The 15,241-nt window shown below is 68.4% G+C and carries 14 protein-coding genes and 2 tRNA genes; 3 read left to right on the top strand and 13 right to left on the bottom strand.

Translation table 11 applies throughout. The features are described from left to right. Positions 1-7 precede the first annotated feature (7 nt). On the top strand, positions 8-466 hold the full coding sequence (locus tag AC30PD_RS16430) for a (2Fe-2S)-binding protein (RefSeq protein ID WP_489536741.1): 459 nt from the start codon (positions 8-10) through the stop codon (positions 464-466). Positions 467-498: 32 nt separating this feature from the next. Here the strand turns inward: AC30PD_RS16430 and msrA are convergent, their stop codons facing one another. From msrA to AC30PD_RS16405, 5 genes are all read right to left on the bottom strand, one after another. After that, on the bottom strand, positions 499-1,005 hold the full coding sequence (msrA, locus tag AC30PD_RS16425; RefSeq protein WP_489536740.1) for a peptide-methionine (S)-S-oxide reductase MsrA: 507 nt from the start codon (positions 1,003-1,005) through the stop codon (positions 499-501). Between the two features lie 202 nt (positions 1,006-1,207). Further along, the gene (locus AC30PD_RS16420; RefSeq protein WP_489536739.1) at positions 1,208-2,932 is read right to left on the bottom strand and encodes a carboxylesterase/lipase family protein; all 1,725 of its coding nucleotides are present in this window, start codon (positions 2,930-2,932) and stop codon (positions 1,208-1,210) included. 65 nt (positions 2,933-2,997) lie between these two features. Further along, on the bottom strand, positions 2,998-3,975 hold the full coding sequence (locus AC30PD_RS16415) for a Bug family tripartite tricarboxylate transporter substrate binding protein (protein ID WP_489536738.1): 978 nt from the start codon (positions 3,973-3,975) through the stop codon (positions 2,998-3,000). A 19-nt stretch (positions 3,976-3,994) separates the two neighbouring features. Then, positions 3,995-5,281 carry a DUF1254 domain-containing protein gene (locus AC30PD_RS16410; RefSeq protein WP_489536737.1) on the bottom strand — a complete coding sequence of 429 codons (1,287 nt, stop codon included), beginning with the start codon at positions 5,279-5,281 and terminating at the stop codon, positions 3,995-3,997. Positions 5,282-5,286: 5 nt separating this feature from the next. Beyond that, complete coding sequence (locus AC30PD_RS16405; RefSeq protein WP_489536736.1) at positions 5,287-6,498, bottom strand: CaiB/BaiF CoA transferase family protein; 1,212 nt, start codon at positions 6,496-6,498, stop codon at positions 5,287-5,289. A 133-nt stretch (positions 6,499-6,631) separates the two neighbouring features. Between AC30PD_RS16405 and AC30PD_RS16400 the strand changes: the two genes are divergently transcribed. Continuing rightward, positions 6,632-7,624 carry a LysR family transcriptional regulator gene (locus tag AC30PD_RS16400; RefSeq protein WP_489536735.1) on the top strand — a complete coding sequence of 331 codons (993 nt, stop codon included), beginning with the start codon at positions 6,632-6,634 and terminating at the stop codon, positions 7,622-7,624. A gap of 78 nt (positions 7,625-7,702) precedes the next feature. Here the strand turns inward: AC30PD_RS16400 and AC30PD_RS16395 are convergent. From AC30PD_RS16395 to AC30PD_RS16360, 8 genes are all read right to left on the bottom strand, one after another. Beyond that, positions 7,703-7,778, bottom strand: a tRNA-Lys gene (locus AC30PD_RS16395). Positions 7,779-7,820: 42 nt separating this feature from the next. Then, a tRNA-Lys gene (locus AC30PD_RS16390) sits at positions 7,821-7,896 on the bottom strand. A gap of 41 nt (positions 7,897-7,937) precedes the next feature. Beyond that, positions 7,938-8,711 carry a tRNA threonylcarbamoyladenosine dehydratase gene (locus AC30PD_RS16385; protein WP_489536734.1) on the bottom strand — a complete coding sequence of 258 codons (774 nt, stop codon included), beginning with the start codon at positions 8,709-8,711 and terminating at the stop codon, positions 7,938-7,940. Position 8,712: 1 nt separating this feature from the next. After that, the gene (locus AC30PD_RS16380; RefSeq protein WP_489536733.1) at positions 8,713-9,828 is read right to left on the bottom strand and encodes a YeeE/YedE family protein; all 1,116 of its coding nucleotides are present in this window, start codon (positions 9,826-9,828) and stop codon (positions 8,713-8,715) included. Positions 9,829-9,885: 57 nt separating this feature from the next. Continuing rightward, positions 9,886-10,680, bottom strand: a complete 795-nt coding sequence (ybgF, locus tag AC30PD_RS16375; RefSeq protein ID WP_489536732.1) for a tol-pal system protein YbgF — start codon at positions 10,678-10,680, stop codon at positions 9,886-9,888. Positions 10,681-10,691: 11 nt separating this feature from the next. Continuing rightward, positions 10,692-11,252, bottom strand: coding sequence for a peptidoglycan-associated lipoprotein Pal (pal, locus tag AC30PD_RS16370; protein WP_489536731.1), 561 nt, complete (start codon positions 11,250-11,252; stop codon positions 10,692-10,694). Positions 11,253-11,276: 24 nt separating this feature from the next. Then, the gene (gene tolB / locus AC30PD_RS16365; RefSeq protein WP_489536730.1) at positions 11,277-12,575 is read right to left on the bottom strand and encodes a Tol-Pal system beta propeller repeat protein TolB; all 1,299 of its coding nucleotides are present in this window, start codon (positions 12,573-12,575) and stop codon (positions 11,277-11,279) included. A 32-nt stretch (positions 12,576-12,607) separates the two neighbouring features. Beyond that, a complete protein-coding gene (locus tag AC30PD_RS16360; protein ID WP_489536729.1) occupies positions 12,608-13,423 on the bottom strand; it encodes a glycosyltransferase family 2 protein in 816 nt (271 codons plus the stop codon). An 80-nt stretch (positions 13,424-13,503) separates the two neighbouring features. Here AC30PD_RS16360 and msbA point away from each other — a divergent pair, with 80 nt between their 5' ends. Next, positions 13,504-15,240, top strand: a complete 1,737-nt coding sequence (gene msbA / locus AC30PD_RS16355) for a lipid A export permease/ATP-binding protein MsbA (RefSeq protein WP_489536728.1) — start codon at positions 13,504-13,506, stop codon at positions 15,238-15,240. Position 15,241 lies beyond the last annotated feature (1 nt).

Genomic DNA, 15,241 nt, shown 5'->3' with positions numbered 1-15,241 from the left:
CCTCGTCATGCCCAACTACAACCTCACCGTGAACAACCAGGCCGTCTCGGTCGACGCGCCCGCCGACATGGCGCTGCTCTGGGTGCTGCGCGACAAGCTCGGCATCACCGGGCCCAAGTACGGCTGCGGCGTGAACGTGTGCAAGGCCTGCACCTGCCTCGTCGACGGCAAGGCCGTGACCACCTGCGCGACGAAGGTCTCGTCGGTGCAAGGCAAGAGCATCACCACGATCGAAGGCTTGGCCAACGGCAACACACTGCACCCGGTGCAGCAGGCCTGGCTCGACCGCGACGTGCCGCAGTGCGGCTTTTGCCAGCCGGGCCAGATCATGGCCGCCGTGGACCTGCTCAGCCGCACGAAGAACCCGAGCGACGCCGACATCGACGCGATCGAGAACATGTGCCGCTGCGGCACCTATGGCCGCATCCGCGAGGCCATCAAGGCGGCCGGGGCGGCGATGCGCTAGGGCGCGCATCGAGCCCCACGCGGGCTGGTCGGCTATCGGCCGGCCCGCACCGGCAGCTTCCAGTCGGGCCGGATGAAGTGGCAGGTGTAGCCGTGCGGAATGCGTTCCAGGTAGTCCTGGTGCTCGGGCTCGGCCAGCCAGAACGGGCCGGCCGGCGCCAGCTCGGTCACCACCTTGCCGGGCCACAGGCCCGACGCTTCCACGTCGGCGATGGTGTTGAGCGCCACCCGCTTCTGCTCTTCGTCGGCGTAGTAGATCGCCGAGCGGTAGCTCAGCCCCCGGTCGTTGCCCTGCCGGTTGAGCGTGGTCGGGTCGTGGATCTGGAAGAAGAATTCGAGCAGCTTGCGGTAGCTGGTGCGCGACGGGTCGAAAACGATCTCGATCGCCTCGGCGTGTGTTCCGTGGTTGCGGTAAGTCGCGTTCGGTACGTCGCCGCCCGAGTAGCCCACGCGGGTCGAGATCACGCCGGTCTGGCGGCGAATCAGGTCTTGCATGCCCCAGAAACAGCCGCCGGCCAGGATTGCACGTTCTTCAGTCATCGGATGTCCTCCAAGGAAACAATGTAGTCGCAACGCTGCCCGGCTGTCTTACCGCAGCGCGGTCAACGAATCATCGTGTCGCGCCCGGGCCCTTGCCCAGTTGACGACATGGAGGTGTACAAACCGAAGTCAAGCCTCGTGCCGGTGCGCGCTGCGCCGGAGGGGCGGTTCTGCAGCGGCTGGCCGTCAGCGCCCCGAGGCCCTAGCGTGCCCTGATGTGGGCCCGCTCGTCATCGGCGCCGAACAGCAGGCGCGAGGGCCAGGCTTGCCACGCGACGCCGAGCGCGTCGTTGTTGGGGTCGCCGCTGCGGGCGAAGGCGCCGATGCTCTGCATCATCGTCCTTGAAAGCGCCAGCCGGCCGGCTTCGTTGGCGCGGGTGGTGATGATGTTCGCGTAGAGCGACGGGCCGAAGTTGCCGAAGACAAACGGCAGGTCGAAGGTGTGCGCCGCGCCGTAGATCACGTCGTAGGGCTTGGGCAGGCGGTCCCAGTCGAATTCGTAGAACCACACGTCCGGCTGCTGTGAACGCACGGCGTTCAGCGCATCGGTGCGGATGGCGTCGAACCAGATCCGGCCGAGCTCCGCCGTGCGGGCGTCGAAGCCGGTGCCGGGCTTGTCGGCCGGCAGGTAGGCAGGCGGAATCCATTGTTCGACGGTCGTGGCCGCGGCAGCGCCGGCCTCGCGGCGCGAGACGATCGCGAACAGTGCTGCATCGTCGATCAGGCGCCCGCTGACGCCGCCGAGATCGGGGCGGATGGCCAGCAACTGGGGGAACAGCTTGGTCTCGTCGCGCGTGTTGCCGGCGAGCACCGGCACCTTGACATAACGGCCGGCGCGAATGGCCGCGATGGGGTCTGGCGCCACCACCCAGCCGTCCGGGATCGGGTTCGAGGTGGCCATGCCGCGCGGCGCGAGGCGGGTGCGCACGGTGTCGAGCAGCTTGTCGGCCGGAAGGCTGCGCAGATGCTCGGCCATCGCCTGCGGGCCCCGCGTGCCCACCAGAGCGCGGGCACCGGCCTCGTCGCCGGCCTGGCCCGTCGCGATCAGCGACTGAAGCAGCAGCGCTTCGCCGCGCGCCGCCCACACCGGCTTCGGCAGGATGCCCGGGATCGCGCCGGGCGGCAGGGTCGCCGCCGTCGAGATGCCGCCGCTCAGCGCCACGAGCCGATGAAACAGCGGCCGCGGCCGCGCGACCACCATCGGCGAGGCCAGCAGCGCATAGATGTTGACCGCGCCTGCTGACTGCCCCATCAGCGTGACTCGCCCGGCGTCGCCACCGAAATTCGCGATCTCGCGCTGCACGAAGTCGAGCCCCTTGACGATGTCGAGCAGCGCGAAGTTGCCGGAATCGTCTTCGGCGTTGCCACTCTTCAGCGCCGCAGATTCCAGAAAGCCGAAGATGCCGACACGGTAGGCGACCGACACCACGACCACGTCCTGGCTGCGCGCGAGCGCGGCGCCGTCGTAGACCGGGTCGGCGGTGTAGCCGGTGATGTTGCTGCCGCCGTAGACGAAGACGATCACCGGGCGCGGCGTGGCCGGGCGCCCTGCCGGTGCCCAGATGTTCAGGTAGAGGCAATCTTCCGAGCCGACGGTCTTGCCGAGCCGGCTGCCGATCGTGTCGTCGTAGCCGCCGCTCGCGCCGGGGCTGTAGAGACGGCCGGTCTGCACGCAGGCCGGCGCGAACGCGCTCGCGAGCCGGGGCGCGGGCCACGGCAGCGGGTTGGCGGGCGCCTTCCAGCGCAGCGGGCCCAGTGGCGGCTGCGCGAACGGCACACCTTTCCAGCTCAGGGTTCCGGAGGCGTCGGCCTGCCCGATCACGGGCCCGAAAGAGGTGTCGCGCTGGGTCGTCGGCATGTCGAATTGTGCGCAGCCTTGCAACAGCGCGAGGGCAACGAACGCGAACACCGAAACGATGCGTGTCATGGCCGAATCTCCTGGGTGGTCTTGCGAAGGGGGCTTTGAACAGGCGGCGTGTGGCGCCGCCCCGCTCACTCCGGCGTGATGTTGGCCGCCTTGATGATCTGCGCCCACTTGCTGGTTTCGCTGTCGATGAAGGCGGTGAACTGCGCCGCCGTGCCGCCGCGCAGCTGCAGGCCGACCGCATCGGCCTTCTTGCGGACCTCGGCATCGTTGAGCGCGGCATTGGCCTCGACATTGAGCCGCTCGACGATGCTGGCCGGCGTGCCGGCCGGCGCCAGCAGGCCGTACCAGCCGTAGCCCACCACGCTCGGCAGGCCGAGCTCGCGCAGCGTCGGTGCCTGCGGGTAGACGGACGTTCGTTCTTCGGTCGCGACGGCAACGACACGCAGCTTGCCAGCCTTGATGTGCGGCAGTGCGGTGGAGATCGCGGTCAGGGTCGCGTCGAGCCGGCCCGCGAGCAATTCGTTGTAGGCCGGAGCGTCGCCGCGGAACTGGACGTTGACACCCTCGACGTTCGCCGCCCTGAGCAGCAGCTCGGCGGTCAGGTGCGGCGCCGAGCCCGCCCCCGGCGAGCCGAACGTCAGGCCCTTCGGGTTGGTCTTGCCGTACTGTATGAACTCGGCGAGCGTCTTGTACGGCGCCTCGGCGTTGACGATCAGGAACAGCGGCGCGATGGCCGTGCTGCAGATCGGCACGAAGCTCTTGTGCACGTTGTAGGGAAGGTTCTTGTAGAGCGCTTCGCCGATCGCGATCGGTGCGGCAGCGTGCAGGATCGTGTAGCCGTCGGGCGCGGCGTGGGCCACCAGGTCGTTGGCGATGCGCGTGCCCGCGCCGGCCCGGTTCTCGACGACGAGGTTCTGGCCGAGTTTGCCCGACAGATGGTTGCCAAGCAGGCGCGTGAGGATGTCGTTCGAACCGCCGGCGTCATAGGGCGAGATCAATCGGATCGGGCGCGAAGGCCAGGCGGGTTGCGCGAAGGCCACCCGCGTGCCGGTGGCGAGCGCAGCGGCCGTGGCACCGATCAGGTGCCGTCGGGTCAGGGTCATGCTTGTCTCCTTCTTTGTTCTAGGCGCCATGAAGGCGCCGCAGGGGCGGGTAAACGTAGCGGAATTCCAGGTGGTCGGCGTGCGGCTGGTACAGGCGCAGGACGACATAGAAAGGCTCGCCTGGCGGCGTGGGCAGCCAGTTTCGGCCCGGCCCCGGGTCGGTGGGCTGGAGGCGTATCGCGAGGCCACCGTCGACATCCACACGCAGGCCGGGCGTGCGGTCGCCGATGGAATAGCGGTCGATCGGGTTGGCGACGAACAGGCAGTCGCTGCGGCGGTACATCGTCAGTGACCAGAACGCGCCGACTTTCGGCCCCGCACCGGGTGCGAAGCGCAGTTCGTAGGCCCGGGCGCCGTCGAGCGGCGCGCCATCGGCGTCGACCTCGGCGGTCGGGTACATGGCCTCGTCGATGCCGAGCGCGCCGATGAGGTTGCGCGCCACCCGTGCCCGGGTCAGGTGGTCGTTGCCCCAGCTCGTGCGCACCGTGACAGGGATCGCCCAGCCACCGCCGAGTTGTCGGGGCTGTTCGTCGGCCCGCAATGCATCGTAGACACGCGGCAGCGCGGTCGCCAGGCTGTCCTCCGGCAACGGCCAGGCGAGCGCTTCGCCTGCCGGCGGCGGATTGCGCAACAAGGCCTTGGCGACGATCTCGCGGTAGAGCCCGCCTTCGGGCACGCGCGCGTCGCGGCCGTCGAGGCGCGTGTCGACGCGCATCGCCGCATCGCTGCCGTCGAGACGCCGCATGCGCAATTGCGCCTGGAGCGCACGCACGCGTTCTGCGTCGGGCCCGTCGTCATCGACCAGAAAGCGGCCGATGAGCCAGACGTCGTCGCCCGGGGCCGCGATGACGTGGGTGACGCCTTCCGGCACCGCGCCTTGCCAGCCCGGACCGTGGACCAGCGTGCGCTGCGCAGCGTTGCCGGTGGTTCGGCGGCCCACGTAGGCGAAAGGGTTGGTCCAGGCGTCGAGCAGGCCGAGCGTCCAGTAGCGCTCGCCGACATCAGGCGACTCGATCAGCACCGGCCCGGCCGAGAGGTCGATCCAGGCGTTGCTGTAGACGGTGTCGTTGTTCGGACTCACGACTTCGCGGTCGGCCGGGCCGAGCCGGCGGTGCGTGTGGGTGAACTGGTTGACCCAGCGCAGTGTGGAGGCACGGTCGTCCGACGCGTAGCCGAGCCGGGCATGGCGTCGCGCCGTGGTGGCCGCACGCATGCGCATCATCTCGAACAGCGGCAAGGTCTGGATCACCGCGTCGTGCACGCGGCGGTTTTCGGCGCTGTCGGCCGGCATGAGTTCGTGGTTCATCGGTTTCATCTCAGGACGCCCGTGCGCCGCAGTTCTGCGATCTCGTCACCCGAGTAGCCCGCCTCGGCGAGCACGGCATCGCCATCGGCGCCACATTCGGGCGCTGCGGGAGGCGCCGCCTTCGGTGCCTGCCCCAGGCGATACGGCAACCCGAGCGCACGGTAGCCCGCACCCGCAGACGTGGCGGCATCGACGATGATCCCGTTCGCCTCGATGTCGGGGCTGGCCAGCACCTGCCTGTAGGTGCGTACCGCACCGGCAACGATCCGGTGCTCGCCGAGCAGCGTGACGCACTCTTCGGTGCTCAAGCCCGACAGGCACTCGCGCAGCACGGCGCGCAAGGCCGGGCGATGCTCGACGCGGCGCGCATTGGTGCAGAAGCGCGGGTCTTCGATCAGACCAGCGCGGCCCATGACCCGGCAGAAGCGCGCCCAGTGTTCGTCGGCATAAGCCGAGAGCACGATGTGGCCGTCTCGGGTGGAGACGACTTCGGCGGCCGGCGCGTTGTTTGGCTGACCGTCACCGACGCGGGTCGGCTCGGGCGCGCCGCCGAGGTAGTCGCACCAGGTCGCGGCCTGCAGGTGCATCGCGACCTCGAGCAGCGACGTCTCCAGCGTTTCACCGAGACCGCTCTTCTCGCGGCCGTAGAGGGCCGCGAGCACGGCCTGCGCGCCGAGGTGCGCCGCCGCTGCATCGATGATCGGCACGCCGACCTTCTGCGGCAGCCGGTCGGGCTCGCCCGTCAGAGACATCAGGCCGCTTTCAGCCTGCGCGGCAATGTCGTAGCCCGGGCGGTCACGTGAGGGCCCGCGGCTGCCGAAACCGGAGATCGACAGATACACCACCCGCGGGAACTGCTCGCGCACGACGCGCGCGCCGAGGCCGAGCTTGTCGACGACGCCCGGCCGCAGGTTCTGGATCACGACATCGCTGCGGGCGATCAGGCGCAGCGCGGTGGAACGGCCGGCATCGCTCTTCAGATCGATGGCGATCGAGCGCTTGCCACGGTTGTAGGCCCGGACCATCGATTCGCCGTAGCGGCCGATATGCCGGGCCTGGTCGCCCGTGATCGGCTCGACCTTGATCACGGTGGCGCCCAGTTCGGCGAGCACCATCGCGGCGCCGGGGCCGGCGATGTACTGGCCGAGGTCGACCACACGGATGCCCTTCAGGGGCGCAGCGGGCGGCACGGTGCGTGGGGTGGACTGTTCATTCATCGGTGCGCAGACGATACGGCGTGGTCACATTCCTGAAAAATCGATAATGCTGATACCCCGATCACGAATCGTGATCGGCCCAGCCGCCCGTTAGGGTGAACCCGGCCGCGGCCAAAAGAGAGTGAAGAACACGATGCTCACGGGCCCCGACTACCTGATCCGCCGCCTTCGCCTGCGCCACCTCGAGATGCTCGTCGCCCTGGCCGAGACCGGCACCATGCGCGCGGCTGCCACCCGGCTGAACCTCAGCCAGCCCGCGATGAGCAAGATGCTGGGCGAAGTCGAGGCGGGCTTCTCGGCTCGACTCTTCGAGCGCAGCCACCAGGGTGTGCAGGCGAATGCGCTCGGCGCTGCGGCAGTGCATCGTGCGCGCGTGATGCTGAGCGAGCTGTCACGCGCGAGCGACGACATCGACGCGCTGCGCGCCGGAGCGAGCGCGGTGCTCCGCGTCGGTGCGCCTTCGGTGACGGCAGCGGTGCCGGCCGCGATCGTTCAGCTGCGCCAACGTTTGCCCGCCGCTTCGGTGCATGTGCGCGAAGGCCGCGTGCGCGAACTCATCGAACGCCTGCTCGACGGCGAGCTCGACTGCGTGTTCGGCGCCGTCACACCGGAGCTCTTGTCCAGCGACGTGATGCCGCGCCTGCGCTCTGAAGTACTTCTCGAGGACGAGCTGTGCGTGCTCGCGGCGAGCGCCAACCTGCTGGTGCGCCGCCGCGAGCTGCGCTGGGCCGAGTTGCGCGCGTCACAGTGGGTGGCGCCACCGCGCGAGACGCTGGTGCGTCAGGCCTTCATCAATGCGTTCCTGAACGACGGCGTCGACCCGCCCGAACCGGCGATCGAGGCGATGTCGTCGGTCACGATCGGCGCGGTGCTGCGTCTCGACCCGACCTTGCTGTGCGCGGTGCGCTTCGAGCACGCACGCGACGAGGTCGCGCGCGGCGACGTGCGGCGAATCCTGGTCACACCCTCGATGTCGTTGCCGCCGTTCGGCCTGTTCACACGCCGTGGCGCCATCGAGCCGCTTCCTGTCGTCCAGGAGTTTGCGCGGGCCATTCGCCAGGTGGGAGCAAGCACCGCGACGATGGCGGCACGCCGATCGCGAGCGAGTGAGCGCCGGCCGCGCTGATTCAGAAGGACCTGGCTGCGATCTGGCGACACCACAAAGACAAACGGCCTGCCATTTCTGGCAAGCCGTTGTTTTTACTGGTGGGCCCTGAGTGACTCGAACACTCGACCTACGGATTAAGAGTCCGCTGCTCTACCAACTGAGCTAAGAGCCCCACATTCTTCGAAACTTGTGCCGCTTTTCTGGTGCTGAATTTTGGTGGGTTGTGCGGGGCTCGAACCCACGACCAATAGATTAAAAGTCTACTGCTCTACCAACTGAGCTAACAACCCGGCAAGCCTTCAATTATATCCAGCTTTTCGAGCGGCCTCGCTCACAGCAGCGCGCATTCTAGCGCAAGGCTGGAGGCCAGCATGCCGAAGGTGGCGGTCACGGCCACGCTGGAGCCGTAGCCATGGCAATTGAGGCTGCCGTCGACATCACACGCGTCGGCGGGGGCCTGCACGGGTTCGCGCGAGAACACGCAGCGCAGACCGAGCTTGCCGCTGCGGGCAGCGCCATGGTGCTGGCGCAAACGCTGGCGCAGCGATGCGAGCAGCGGGTCGTGCGTGACGAGCACCAGGTCTTCGGTCTGCACCGCGTGCGGCTGGCGTTTGCCGCCAGCGGCGCCAACGATCACGAGCGCGGTGCCGGTCTGCAAGGCCCACGCTGCCAGCACGGCCTTGGCACGCACCTGGTCGCAGGCGTCGATCACCACGTCGGCCGCTTGTGTCAGCAGCGCGGGCCAGTTCGTTTCGTCGACGAACTCTTCCACGGTCGTCACCGCGCAGCCGGGGTGGATGTCGGCGATGCGCTCGCGCAGCGCTTCGACCTTCGCCTGCCCCACGGTCGCGCCGAGCGCCTGCACCTGGCGGTTGATGTTGGATTCGGAGACGTGGTCGAGATCGATCAAGGTCAGTGCCGCCACGCCGCTGCGTGCCAGCGCTTCGGCGGCCCACGAACCCACACCGCCCACGCCGACGACCACGACCCGCGCCGCGCGGATGCGCGCGTAACCTGCCTCGCCGTACAAGCGGCGCAGCCCGCCGAAACGGCGCTCGAGATCAGCCTCGCCGAGCGGCGCGGCGGCGACAGTGGCGGCGTTCATCTCAGCCACCGCGTTCGATGCGCCAGATCTGGAAGCGCAGCGCCGCCACGGCACCGAGCACGATGCCACACAGCGCGACGAAACTGCCCAGGCTCAGCGTCGACAGGCCCGACAAGCCCTGCCCGATCGTGCAGCCCAGCGCGGTGACGCCGCCCACGCCCATCAGCACCGCGCCGACGAGGTGGTTGGCGGTGTCACCGGCGTTGCGAAACCCTTCCCAGCGGAAGCTCCGGGTGAGCAGCGAATAGGCGGCCGAGCCGGCCACCACGCCGAACACCGAGACGATGCCGACCGTCAACAGCTTGCCCTTGTCGCTGAAGAACATCAGCCAGTCGAGCGTGTAGGCCACCGGCGCCACGAAGCTCAGCGACTCCATGCGACGCGAATTGGTGGCGACGAACGCTTCCTGCAAGGTGTTGGGGTCTTCGGCCACGTAACCGAGCCGGCCCGACACCCACCACATCGCGGCCACGGTGGCGCCCACGCCCAGACCCGCCAGCAGGTTGTTGGCCGAGCGGCCTTCGCTGCGCGCGAGCGCCCACACGATGAGCGCTCCACCGATGACCGAACCGAGCAGCCCCGCGAGCGTGGCTTTGCCCAGGCCGGTGGGCGCCGAAAGAAGCGAAGGCAGGTCTTGCGAGGTAGCGAGCGTGAGCGACACCGCGTCGACCGTGGCCACACGCGCCACCGCGGTGATGCCCTTGAGCGTGGCGAACGCCGCCACGCCGAGCACGATGAACACGACCAGCGACTTCAGGTTGCCGCTGCCGATGCGCACCAGGGTCTTGCTGCCGCAGCCCGACGCCAGCACCATGCCGAAGCCGAACATCAGCCCGCCCACGAGGGCCGACAGCCCAATGAACTGCGGCCCGCCGTAGATGCTCTTCGAGGCGTCGAGCCAGCCCAGCGCCACCATCGCATTGAAGCCGAGCATCGCCACACCCATGGCCATGACCCACATGCGCATGCGCGTCCAGTCGCCCATGTTGACGATGTCGGACACGGCACCCATGGTGCAGAAATGGGTGCGTTGCGTGATGGCGCCGAACAGCACCGACAGGCCGAACGAGGCCCACAGCACGACCGTGGAAAGGGCCTTCAGATCGATTTCTTGCATGCCCATATTCTAGGCACGCGGTGCGTCGCGCCCCGGGCACGGCGCCGGCGCGGAGGCCTACTTCAGCGAGACGAGCCGCTCCTTGCCGGCCTGCGCGGCTTCGGACTTCGGGTAGGTCTTGATCAGCTCTTCGATCGTGCGGCGCGCGGTCTTGCCGTCTTTCAGCTCGGCATAGCAGTTGGCGATCGCGAGCAGCGCCTCGGGTGATTTGGGGCTTTCGGGCGAAGCGCTCACGAGCGAGCGGAACGAGCCGATGGCGTCCTTGTACTGGCGCGAGCCGTACTGCGCGTTGCCGAGCCAGAACAGCGCGGCGTCGCCGTAGCCGCTGGCCGGGTAACGCCGGCGGAAGTTGGACAGCAGCGTCGAGGTGCGCTCGAAATCGCTCTTGCGCAGCGCGTCCATCGCTTCGTCGTACTGGCGCTTTTCTTCAGGCTCGACGATGAACTCGCGGCCTTCGAATGACACCTTCTGCGGCTCCATCTTGCGGATGCGATCGTCAACGCCGGCCTGCATGTCTTTCTGCAGGCGCTGCACGTCCGACAGGTCGCGCGCGAGCTGTTCGTTCTGGCCGCGCAGCTTGGCGTTGTCACCGCGCAGCAGCTCGATCTGGTTGTTCAGTTCGAGCAGGCTGCGCTTGAGCGTGTTGATCTGCTCGGTGAGCAGCGCGGTCTGCTCGGCCGAGCGCGTGCGCTGCAATTCGTTGCCCTGCTCGATGCGCTGGCGCAGGTCGAGGATCGCCTTGCGCGCTTCGTCGTCGTCGAACAAGCCGGCATGCGCCGGTGCCGCGAACAGCGCGGCACCGAGGCACAAGCCGCTCAATGCGCTGCCGACCGCGCGCGGCAGGCTCTGCATCGCGCCCTTCATCACTTGTAGTTGAGCTCGGCGCGGCGGTTCTTGGCCCAGGCGGCCTCGTCGCTGCCTTGCACGGCCGGGCGCTCCTTGCCGAAGCTCACGGCCTCGACCTGCGCGTCTGTCGCGCCCAGCAGCGTCATCGCGCGGGCCACGACCTCGGCACGTTTCTGGCCGAGCGCCAGGTTGTATTCACGCCCGCCGCGCTCGTCGGTGTGGCCTTCGATGGCGACACGCTTCTTGCGGTCGGCCGTGAGTGCCTTGGCATAGGCGTCGACCGTCGGCCGGTACTCGTCTTTCAGCGCGAAACTGTCGAAGTCGAAGTAGACGACGCGGCCCATGCTGCCGTCGGTCGCGCTCTTGCTCAGGTCGACCGGCGTGACCGCGCTCTGGCTCGTGCCGGCCGTGTTGGCCCCAGACGTGCTGCCCGAGCTGGCGCTGCTGCCGGTGCGCGATTCGACCGGCACCGGCGTGTCGAGCTTGGTGGTGGAGCAGCCGGCCAGCGTGACGAGCGCGGCGGCAGCCAGCGCCGCCATGAGGGTGTGGCGGTTCGAGAGAGTTTTTTGTGTGTTCATGGGTTCATCCTCGTCGTTGGAAACTTATCGGCCGTACGGGCCCCACACGGGCTCGCGCACATCGGCCGTGGTGGAAATGAGCCTCGCCTTGATCTTGCCATCGAGCGTGGTCGTCATCAACACGTCGCGCCCTTGCGCGCGCGAGGCGTAGATGATGAGCCTGCCGTTGGGTGCGAAGCTCGGGCTCTCGTCGTCGTTGCTGTCGGTCAGCGCCACCGGTTGGGCGCTGCCGGTCAGGTCGAGCGTGTAGAGGCGGTAGCCGCCGCCCTGGCGCGAGATGTAGGCGAGCGTGCGGCCGTCGGGGCTTACGGCCGGGCTGATGTTGTAGGCGCCGTTGAAGGTGATGCGCTCGACGCTGCCGCCACTCAGGCTGGTGCGGTAGATCTGCGGGCCGCCGCCGCGGTCGCTCACGAAATAAAGGCCGCGGCCATCGGGCGCGAACGCCGGCTCGGTGTCGATCGCCGAGCTGGTGGTCAGGCGCCGCGGCGTGCCGCCGGTGCTGGGGATCAGGTAGAGCTGCGAGCCGGTGTCGCGCGACAAGGTGACGGCCAGTTGCTGCCCATCGGGCGACCAGGCCGGCGCGCTGTTCGAGCCGCGAAAGTTGGCGATCGCCCGGCGCGCGCCGCTCGAGGCGTCTTGCGTGTACACCACGGCCTTCTGGCTTTCGAACGACACGTAGGCGAGCTGCTTGCCGTCGGGCGACCAGGCCGGCGAGATGATGGGCTCTGGGCTGCTCAGCGCCACCTGCCCGCCTTCGCCATCGCTGTCGGCCACACGCAGCGTGAAACGGCCGCCGCCCTTGGTCACATAGGCGATGCGGGTCGAGAACACGCCCTTGTCGCCGGTGAGTTTTTCGTAGATGAAGTCGGCGATGCGGTGTGCCGCCAGGCGCAGGTCGCTCGCGTCGACGGCCTGGGCCTGCCCGCCGAGCTCGGTGCCCTTGACCACGTCCCAGAGCTTGAAGCGCACATCGAAGCGGCCGTCGGCCAGCCGCCCGATCGAGCCGGCCACCAGCGCGTCGGCGGCGCGGCTGCGCCACTCGGTCATCACGGGGCGCGAAGCCTCGTCGAGCGCACCGGGTGCGTCGATGCCGCGGAAGGCACCGCTGCGCTCGAGGTCGGCACGCACGATGGCCGAGAGCGACAACGACGGCGTGGCACGGTCTTCGTCGCGGAACTTGACGATCGCGATCGGCAATTGCGTGGCACCCACGCCCGAGATCTCGACCCGGAACTGAGCCCAGGCCGGCAAGGCCGCCGAGGCGATGACGAGGCCGGCGCCGGTGGCGCCATGGCGGCTGATGAACTGGCGTCTGTTGAGCATGACTTCTCGTGATCCTGTTTTTTGCGCTTGGTTCAATCGAACGGTGGTTTCGGCGGTTTGTTCAGCAAACCCATTTTCAGATAGCGATACCAGGTGCCCTCGGCCACGTAGACGGCCAGCACGAAGCCGAGGCGCCCGTCGAGAAAGCCGCGCCGCACGCCATAACAGCGCACGAAAGCCCACAGGGCGTGCGTGAACGCCGCGAGCAAACCGCCTTGCCCGCCGGCGCGCACCTTGTCGAGCGCGCGCCCGCTGCTGTAGCGGTTCATCTTGTCGAGCGCACCTTCGAGCGTGGGCATGCTGTCGTGCAACAGCTCGCCATCAAGCCTGCCGATCGGCCCGTTCACCATCAGCCGTTCGTGCACCAGGTCGTCGGAGAAGCGCCCGTTCTCGCGCAGGAAAAGGCGCAACACACGGTCGGGGTACCAGTCGCCGTAGCGCATCCACTGGCCGCAGAAACTGGAAAGGCGCGAAATTTCATGGCCCGCGAGCTTGCCACGGCTGCTTCGTGATTCGGTGTCGGCAAGGTGACCGGATGTCTCTGCGCCGATCGCGGCCCGGATGCTCTGCGCCAGCTCGGACGTGACACGCTCGTCGGCGTCGATGCTGAGCACCCAGCGCCCCGTGGCAGCGGCGAGGGCCCGGTTCTTCTGCACCCCGAAGCCGGGCCAGTCGTCGGTGGTGATGACGGTGGCGCCGTGCGCGCGGGCGATCTGCGCGGTGTGGTCGGTGCTGCCGGCATCGACCACGATCCATTCGTCGGCGAAGGCGACCGAAGCCAGGCAGCCAGCCACGTTGGCCGCTTCGTTCTTGGTGATCAGGATGACCGAGAGCAGGGGTGGGCTCATGCAGCGCAGGAAGTCGGGGCTGCGCGATTGTAGGGATGCCCCGCGCGGGCCCCGCCAGCGCGCCCCGATAATGCCGCTCCATGACCGCCCCCGAGCTGCCTTTCAAAGCGCGCCTGCAGCGCATCGCACCCTACTTCAAGGGCAGCCGGAACGGGTTCATCCTCGCCTTCGTGGGCGCCGCCATCGGCGCGGCCACCGAGCCGGCCATTCCGCAACTGCTCAAGCAGCTGCTCGACACCGGCTTCCAGGCCGGCAAGCTGCCTCTGTGGCTGGTGCCGGTGGCCATCATCGGCTTGTTCGCGCTGCGCGGCCTGGCCGGCTTCGTCTCGCAATACGGCCTGGCCTGGGCCGCGAACCGCAGCACGCTGGCGCTGCGCCAGGCCATGTTCGAGCGCCTGCTCGACGCGCAGCCGGCGGTCTTCAGCCAGCACACCGCGAGCAGCCTCGTGAACACGCTGAGTTTCGAGATCCAGGGCGGCGCGAACCAGCTCGTGTATTCGGTGCAGTCGCTGGTGCGTGACTCGCTCACCGTCGTCGCGCTGCTGTTCTACCTGCTGTGGCAGAACTGGCAGCTCACACTCTTCGTCGGCGTGTTGTTCCCGGCGGTGGCGCTCGTGATGCGCGTGCTCAGCAAGCGCCTTCACCGCCTCACGGTGGAGAGCCAGAAAGCCACCGACGAACTGGCGTACGTGGTCGAAGAAAACGTGCTCGCCTGGCGCAGCGTGCGGCTGCATGCGGGCGAGGCTTTTCAGGCCGCGCGCTTCGGCCGGGTGAGCGACGTGCTGCGCCGCCTGTCGATGAAGTCGGTGGTGGCCGCGGCCACGATGACACCGATCACGCAGATCCTGGCCGCGTGTGCGCTCTCGGCGGTGATCGTGGTGGCACTGTGGCAAAGCGGCCAGAGCGGCGGCTCGGTCGGTGGTTTCGTCTCGTTCGTGACCGCGATGCTGATGATGGTCGCGCCCATGAAGCACCTGTCTGAAGTGGCCGGGCCCATCACGCGTGGTATGGCCTCGATGGACCGGGGCGTGTCGCTGATCGAAACCGCTCCGCGCGAAGTGGGCGGCACGCATGCGCCCGACAAGTGCGCCGGCCACATCGAGATGCGCTGGGTCACGCTGCGTTACCGCGAAGACCAGGCGCCAGCGCTCGACGCCGTGACGCTCGAACTCAAGCCCGGCGAAACGGTGGCGCTGGTCGGCCCCTCGGGCGCCGGCAAGACCACGCTCGTGAACCTGCTGCCACGCTTTCTGGAGCCGACTTCGGGTGCGGTCTACCTCGACGGCTACGCCCTGCCGGAATGGAACGTGGCGGCGCTGCGCAAACAGTTCGCGATGGTGAGCCAGGACGTGGTGCTGTTCAACGACACGGTGGTCGCCAACGTGGCGCTCGGCGCCGAAGTCGACCGTGAACGGGTGCGTGAAGCGCTGATCGGCGCCAACCTCGCCGCCTTCACCGACACCCTGCCCTACGGCATCGACACCGTCATCGGCCACAACGGTGGCGAGCTCTCGGGCGGGCAACGCCAGCGCCTGGCGATCGCCCGCGCGATCTACAAGAACGCGCCGGTGTTGATCCTCGACGAAGCCACGTCGGCGCTCGACTCGGAGTCGGAGCGCCTCGTGCAGCAGGCGCTCGAGACGCTGATGAAAGGCCGCACCAGCCTCGTGATCGCGCACCGCCTGTCGACCATCGAGCGTGCCGACCGCATCATCGCCCTCGACGGCGGGCGTGTCATCGAAACCGGCAGCCACGCCGAGCTACTGGCTCTCGGCGGTTTGTATGCACGGCTGCACGCCTTGCAATTCAGGAGCTGAA

It is taken from the genome of Rhizobacter sp., assembly GCF_032229685.1.
In the GTDB taxonomy this organism is placed as follows: domain Bacteria; phylum Pseudomonadota; class Gammaproteobacteria; order Burkholderiales; family Burkholderiaceae_C; genus LMDS01.
This window is presented reverse-complemented; position numbering and strand designations above follow the sequence as displayed.

Excerpts from the sequence above, each read along its gene's own strand:
- AC30PD_RS16430 (WP_489536741.1), top strand. The coding sequence starts at position 8 with ATGCCCAACTACAACCTCACCGTGAACAACCAGGCCGTCTCGGTCGAC.
- msrA (WP_489536740.1), bottom strand. The coding sequence starts at position 1,005 with ATGACTGAAGAACGTGCAATCCTGGCCGGCGGCTGTTTCTGGGGCATG.
- AC30PD_RS16420 (WP_489536739.1), bottom strand. The coding sequence starts at position 2,932 with ATGACACGCATCGTTTCGGTGTTCGCGTTCGTTGCCCTCGCGCTGTTG.
- AC30PD_RS16415 (WP_489536738.1), bottom strand. The coding sequence starts at position 3,975 with ATGACCCTGACCCGACGGCACCTGATCGGTGCCACGGCCGCTGCGCTC.
- AC30PD_RS16410 (WP_489536737.1), bottom strand. The coding sequence starts at position 5,281 with ATGAACCACGAACTCATGCCGGCCGACAGCGCCGAAAACCGCCGCGTG.
- AC30PD_RS16405 (WP_489536736.1), bottom strand. The coding sequence starts at position 6,498 with ATGAATGAACAGTCCACCCCACGCACCGTGCCGCCCGCTGCGCCCCTG.
- AC30PD_RS16400 (WP_489536735.1), top strand. The coding sequence starts at position 6,632 with ATGCTCACGGGCCCCGACTACCTGATCCGCCGCCTTCGCCTGCGCCAC.
- AC30PD_RS16385 (WP_489536734.1), bottom strand. The coding sequence starts at position 8,711 with ATGAACGCCGCCACTGTCGCCGCCGCGCCGCTCGGCGAGGCTGATCTC.
- AC30PD_RS16380 (WP_489536733.1), bottom strand. The coding sequence starts at position 9,828 with ATGCAAGAAATCGATCTGAAGGCCCTTTCCACGGTCGTGCTGTGGGCC.
- ybgF (WP_489536732.1), bottom strand. The coding sequence starts at position 10,680 with ATGCAGAGCCTGCCGCGCGCGGTCGGCAGCGCATTGAGCGGCTTGTGC.
- pal (WP_489536731.1), bottom strand. The coding sequence starts at position 11,252 with ATGAACACACAAAAAACTCTCTCGAACCGCCACACCCTCATGGCGGCG.
- tolB (WP_489536730.1), bottom strand. The coding sequence starts at position 12,575 with ATGCTCAACAGACGCCAGTTCATCAGCCGCCATGGCGCCACCGGCGCC.
- AC30PD_RS16360 (WP_489536729.1), bottom strand. The coding sequence starts at position 13,423 with ATGAGCCCACCCCTGCTCTCGGTCATCCTGATCACCAAGAACGAAGCG.
- msbA (WP_489536728.1), top strand. The coding sequence starts at position 13,504 with ATGACCGCCCCCGAGCTGCCTTTCAAAGCGCGCCTGCAGCGCATCGCA.